The organism is Cetobacterium somerae ATCC BAA-474, from assembly GCF_000479045.1.
In the GTDB taxonomy this organism is placed as follows: domain Bacteria; phylum Fusobacteriota; class Fusobacteriia; order Fusobacteriales; family Fusobacteriaceae; genus Cetobacterium_A; species Cetobacterium_A somerae.
Genome location: NZ_KI518148.1, coordinates 1 through 5,445 on the forward strand (window position 1 = coordinate 1; position 5,445 = coordinate 5,445).

The following is a 5,445-nucleotide window of genomic DNA, read 5'->3' on the forward strand; positions in this document are numbered from 1 at the left end:
CTATAAAAAAATTTTATTATTGACAAAGTATAATATTTTGCTATAATTTATTTTGTAAAACAAAATATTGAACAAGGAGATTAAATGAAAAACTTTATAATAACAGCATTTATCATTTTTCTATCAATAATCTCTATTTTTTTAGGCGTAGCAACAGTAAATCTCTCTGATATTTTTGTTCAGGGTACAAATAGTAACAATATAATATTTTTAAGTAGGATTCCAAGAACAATCAGTATTATAACAGCTGGATTTGGAATGAGTATCTGTGGTTTAATTATGCAGCAACTTACTATGAATAAATTTGTTTCTCCAACAACTGCTGGAACTGCTGACTCCTCAAAATTAGGGATTCTAATAGCTTTACTTTTTTTCCCAAGGGAATCAATCATCTTTAAGATGTTAATCGCATCAGCATTTACCATGGGAGGAACATTTCTTTTTCTGGGAATAATAAGAAAAATTAAAATAAAGGACAACGCTTTAGTACCACTTATTGGTATGATGATAAGTGGAATCCTAAGCTCTATAACTATGTTTTTTGCATATAAAGGAGATTTAATACAAAGTATTAACAGCTGGCTTTTTGGTGATTTTTCAGGAGTATTAAAAGGTAACTACGAACTTTTATATATAACAATTCCTTTAGTTTTAATTGCTTTCTTTTATTCAAAGCAATTTACAATCTCTGGAATGGGAGAGGAGTTTGCAACAAACTTAGGAATTAATTATAAAACTATTGTAAATATAGGACTAATTTTAGTTTGTTTTATATCTTCATTAGTTATGATAACAGTTGGTGGAATACCATTTTTAGGTTTAATCATTCCAAACATAGTTTCTCTATTTTTCGGAGATAATCTATCTAAAAATCTTTACATAACTGGAGCTTTGGGAGGTTTATTTTTACTTTTATGTGATATTTTAGGTAGAGTGGTTATATATCCACATGAGATTCCAATTGGAATGATAACAGGAGTATTTGGAAGTGGAATATTCTTAGCTATGATATTTAGGAGGTTAAATTTTGAAGAATAATGAAAAAAGGATGGAAAATATCCTGCTAGGTCTTCTTTTAGCCTTATTAATAGCAGCAGCATTTTTTCTATTAGTCGGTGTAAATAAAAATAATTTTAGATACTTAATCTCAACAAGAGGTATAAAAATATTAGCAATAGTTTTAAGTGGAACTTGTGTTGCTGTATCAACACTACTTTTCCAAACAGTTACAGATAGTAGAATTCTAACTCCAAGTGTTATGGGCCTTGATTCTATGTATGTTTTTTTACAAACAATGACTATCTTTCTATTTAGAAGAACTTTACCTTTGCTTACAACTCCAATTCCAAAATTTTTTATAACAGTTGGGCTTATGGTTACAGTTAGTATTTTTCTTCAAAAGTTTTTTACAGGTAAAAGTAAAGGAAAACTACTTTATATGATTTTAATCGGAATGATTGTGGGAACTTTCTTAGATAGTTTATCTAATGGAATTCAAATGATAATGGATCCAAATGAGTTTCTAGTTTTACAAAGTAGTCTATTTGCAAGTTACAACAGAGTTAATACAACTCTACTTTCAATAGCTTATATCATTGTTGCTCTTGTATTTTTCTGGTTAAGAAAGGATATGAGAACTTTAGATGTTATGAGTCTAGGATATAGCCAATCTATAAATTTAGGATTAGATTATAAAAAACTTTTAAGAAAAAATCTTACAATAGTTGGGCTATTAGTTTCTATATCTACAGCATTAGTTGGACCAGTTGTATTTTTAGGACTTTTAACAGTTAATATATCAAAAGAGTTATTAAAAACTTATAAGCATAAATATTTAGTTGTCGCTTCTATTTTTATGAGTATTTTATCCTTAATTATAGGACAGCTAATTGTAGAAAAAATATTCAATAATAGTTTCCCTGTAGGAACAGTTATCAACTTTGTTGGTGGAATGTACTTACTATGGATTTTATTAAAAGAGAGGAGAATAGGATAAAATGATTGAGATAAAAAATGTAAGTAAATCATATAGATCAAAATTTGTTGTAGAAAATGTCACAACTGATATTCCCGAGGGAAAGATAACTTGTATAATAGGACCAAATGGAGCTGGTAAAAGTACTTTATTAAATATGATTAGCCGTTTAACTCCACTAGATTCTGGTGAAATAAAAATAGATGGAAAAGCTATTAGTGAGTGGGATAAAGCTGAACTAGCTAAAACAATCGCTACACTTAAACAAGAAAACACTACAAATGTAAGACTTACAGTGTATGAGTTAATATCATTTGGACGATTCCCTCACAGTGGTGGAAGACTAAATAACGAAGATAAAAAAATCATTGAAGAGGCTATTGAATATATGAATCTAGGAGAATTTAGAGATAAATACTTAGATGAGTTAAGTGGAGGACAAAGACAAAGAGCTTACATAGCTATGACCATTGCTCAAAATACAAAATATATATTTCTTGATGAACCACTAAATAATTTAGATATGAAAAGTTCTGTAGCTATGATGAAAATTTTACATAAACTTGTAAAAGATTTTAATAAAACAATAGTTATAGTTATGCATGACATAAACTTTACATCTGTTTACTCAGATTATATATTAGCAATGAAAAATGGAAAATTAAAACATATGGATGAAACTCAAAATGTAGTTGTTAAAGAAAGATTGGAAAAACTTTATGAGATGCCATTCCATATTGAAGAGATTAATAAAAAAAATATATGTGTGTACTTCTAGGAGGAGAAAATGAAAAAAATATTAGGTTTACTAGCTCTAGTTACAGCAATATGTGTAGGTGTATTTTTCTACCTAACATCTGGTATTGAAGAGGTAACGGCTGGAGAGAAAATAACTATAAATCATGTAATGGGAACAACAGAGGTTGTTAAAAACCCAAAGAGAGTTATCGTATTTGATTATGGAATCGTTGAGATGTTAGATACTACAGGTGTTGAAATCATAGGATTACCAAAAGAGAGCTTACCAAAGTTTTTAGAAAAATATAATGATGAAAAATATGTTAACGTTGGTGGATTAAAAGACCCTAACTTAGAAAAAATTTATGAGATGAAACCAGATTTAATAATTATCTCTGGAAGACAGGAACCGTTTTATGAGCAACTATCAAAAATAGCTCCTACAGTTGGATTAACAACTACTGGTGATGACTATTTAAAAGCTCTTAAAACTAATGCTAAAACTATGGGAGAGATATTCTCTAAAGAAACTGAGTTAACAAAAGAGTTAGGAATAATCGAAAACAATTTAAATGAAATCAAAGAAAATGTAAGTAATAAAAATCTAAATGCTGTAGTTGTTCTATCAAATAATGGAAAACTATCAGTTTATGGATTAAAATCAAGATTTGGAATAATCTTTGATCACTTTGGATTTAAACCAGTTGATGAAGTTGCTGTTTCAACTCATGGAAGTAAAGTAAACTTTGAGTATCTATTAGAAAAAAATCCTGATTATATCTTTGTTGTAGATAGAAGTGCTGTAAATGGTGGAGACGTATCAGCTAACAAAGCTTTTGATAATGATATTATAAAAGCAACAAAAGCTTATAAAGATGGAAATATTATTTTCTTAGATGCTGAAACTTGGTACACTGCTACTGGTGGAATAAAAACTACACAGAAAATGGCTGACGAAGTTAAAGCTGGATTAAAATAAATAGTAACAAAAAAAGCAGTGAATAATTCCACTGCTTTTTTTGTTTCAACTTTTTAATCAAATACTATTTCTTTGAAATTTTATTTTTTACAACCTCATAAATATAAAACAATATAGGAATTAATATCAATGTTAATAGTGTAGAAAATATAAGCCCGAAAATAACTGCTATAGCCATTCCTTTATACATTTCACTACCTTGCCCAATTCCTAAAGATAAAGGAACCATTCCAAATACTGTTGTCATCGTTGTCATAAAAATTGGTCTTAGTCTCGTTCTTCCAGCCTCTAATATAGCTTCTTTTAAAGGTATCTCCCTCTCTAAAAGAATCTTTATATAATCTATTAAAACTATTGCGTTATTTACAACTATTCCTGCTAGCATAATGATTCCAACAAAAACCATTGTATTTGTCTTTTGTCCAGTTAATAAAAGTCCACTATAGACACCTATAACTGAAAGAGGAACTGTTCCCATAACAATAACTGGTAAAATATATGATTCAAATTGTGCTGCAAGTATAAAGTAAACTAAAAACATCGCTACTACAAAGGCAGCCTTTAACTGCTCGTTTACTTCAGCCATATTTCTTCCACTTCCACCAAAAGAATACGTTATCGTTTTAGGTAGTCCTGCTTCGTCTAAAATCTCTTTTATATACTTTTGACCTGTCACTAAATCGAGCCCATTCGTAGTATTAGCATCAATGGTTACCATTGTAATCTTATCCTCTTTATCTATTCCGTAAGCTCCCTCTCCTATTTCAAAAGTCGCTATATCTTTAAGCTTTACAACTCCACCATCTTTTGATTTTATCCTTAGCTCTTGAACCTTTTCAGGTGAGTTTCTAAACTCTTCACCAAGTCTTAAACTTACATCTACCTCTTCATTTGCTGTTTTTATCTTTATTGGAGCTCCACCTAATATTTGGTAACTTACTGAAAGCGTTAAGTCATTAACTTTAACTCCATAGTATTCCATTTTTTTTCTATCTAAAAGTATTTTCACTTCTGGATTTCCATTAACCATAGAGTTATTTATATCTGTAAATCCTGGATTTGCTGCCATTTTTTCTGAAATTACTTTTGAAACATAACCTAATTGATTTAGATCATCAGATTTTAAAATTAAAGTTATATCTCTTCCTGTTCCTCTTCCAAAAGCCATTCTAGGAACTAAATTTAATTTTACATCTGGAATATGTGATATCTTTTTTCTTGTTTCATTCATAATCTCTTGAACTTTTTTATCTCTATCACTTTTAGGACCAATATCTACCATGACAGAGACAGCTTCTTTACTAACTGAAGATATGAATTTTTTTGTTTGTGGATCTTTCCCAACAATAGCTTCTAACTCTTTTGTAATTCTATTTGATTTTTCAATCTCCATACCACTTGGCATTTCAGCTATAATAGTATAAACTCCATCATCAGTTGTTGGCATAAACTCTCCACCAATTTTTTTAGACCCATATCCTACAATAACTACAAATAGAACAACCATAGCTCCTAAAACTATCCCTTTATGTTTTAGTGATAGTACTAAAACTTTAGAGTAATACTTCTTTATAGTTTTTAAAATTTTTCCCTCTTCATGAACTGTAGTTTTAGATTTTAAAATTCTACTACATATCATAGGAACAAATGTTATTGCTATTATTAAAGATGCTAATAAAGAGAACGTTATTGAAAAAGCCATATCTTTATACATCTCTTTTGCTCTTCCCTCTCTTATAACTATAGGAATAAA

Annotated in this window: 5 protein-coding genes; 4 read left to right on the forward strand and 1 reads right to left on the reverse strand. The window is 29.2% G+C overall.

The window, feature by feature from the left end; genetic code table 11:
- The first annotated feature begins 84 nt into the window (after nt 1-84).
- Genes HMPREF0202_RS06650 through HMPREF0202_RS06665 form a run of 4 tightly spaced genes read left to right on the forward strand, consistent with a single transcriptional unit; the run spans nt 85 to nt 3,692 of the window.
- Nucleotides 85-1,038, forward strand: a complete 954-nt coding sequence (locus HMPREF0202_RS06650; protein ID WP_023052342.1) for an ABC transporter permease — start codon at nt 85-87, stop codon at nt 1,036-1,038.
- Complete coding sequence (locus HMPREF0202_RS06655; protein ID WP_023052343.1) at nt 1,028-1,996, forward strand: iron chelate uptake ABC transporter family permease subunit; 969 nt, start codon at nt 1,028-1,030, stop codon at nt 1,994-1,996. The genes HMPREF0202_RS06650 and HMPREF0202_RS06655 overlap by 11 nt, the downstream gene beginning before the upstream one ends.
- Before the next feature lies 1 nt (nt 1,997).
- The gene (locus HMPREF0202_RS06660) at nt 1,998-2,753 is read left to right on the forward strand and encodes an iron ABC transporter ATP-binding protein (protein WP_023052344.1); all 756 of its coding nucleotides are present in this window, start codon (nt 1,998-2,000) and stop codon (nt 2,751-2,753) included.
- A 9-nt stretch (nt 2,754-2,762) separates the two neighbouring features.
- Nucleotides 2,763-3,692, forward strand: coding sequence for a siderophore ABC transporter substrate-binding protein (locus HMPREF0202_RS06665; RefSeq protein WP_023052345.1), 930 nt, complete (start codon nt 2,763-2,765; stop codon nt 3,690-3,692).
- A 64-nt stretch (nt 3,693-3,756) separates the two neighbouring features.
- On the opposite strand, the gene HMPREF0202_RS15300 is transcribed toward HMPREF0202_RS06665, so the two are convergent.
- On the reverse strand, nt 3,757-5,445 hold a 1,689-nt coding region (locus HMPREF0202_RS15300), incomplete at its 5' end, for an efflux RND transporter permease subunit (protein ID WP_023052346.1).

Excerpts from the sequence above, each read along its gene's own strand:
- HMPREF0202_RS06665 (WP_023052345.1), top strand. The coding sequence starts at position 2,763 with ATGAAAAAAATATTAGGTTTACTAGCTCTAGTTACAGCAATATGTGTA.
- HMPREF0202_RS06650 (WP_023052342.1), top strand. The coding sequence starts at position 85 with ATGAAAAACTTTATAATAACAGCATTTATCATTTTTCTATCAATAATC.
- HMPREF0202_RS06660 (WP_023052344.1), top strand. The coding sequence starts at position 1,998 with ATGATTGAGATAAAAAATGTAAGTAAATCATATAGATCAAAATTTGTT.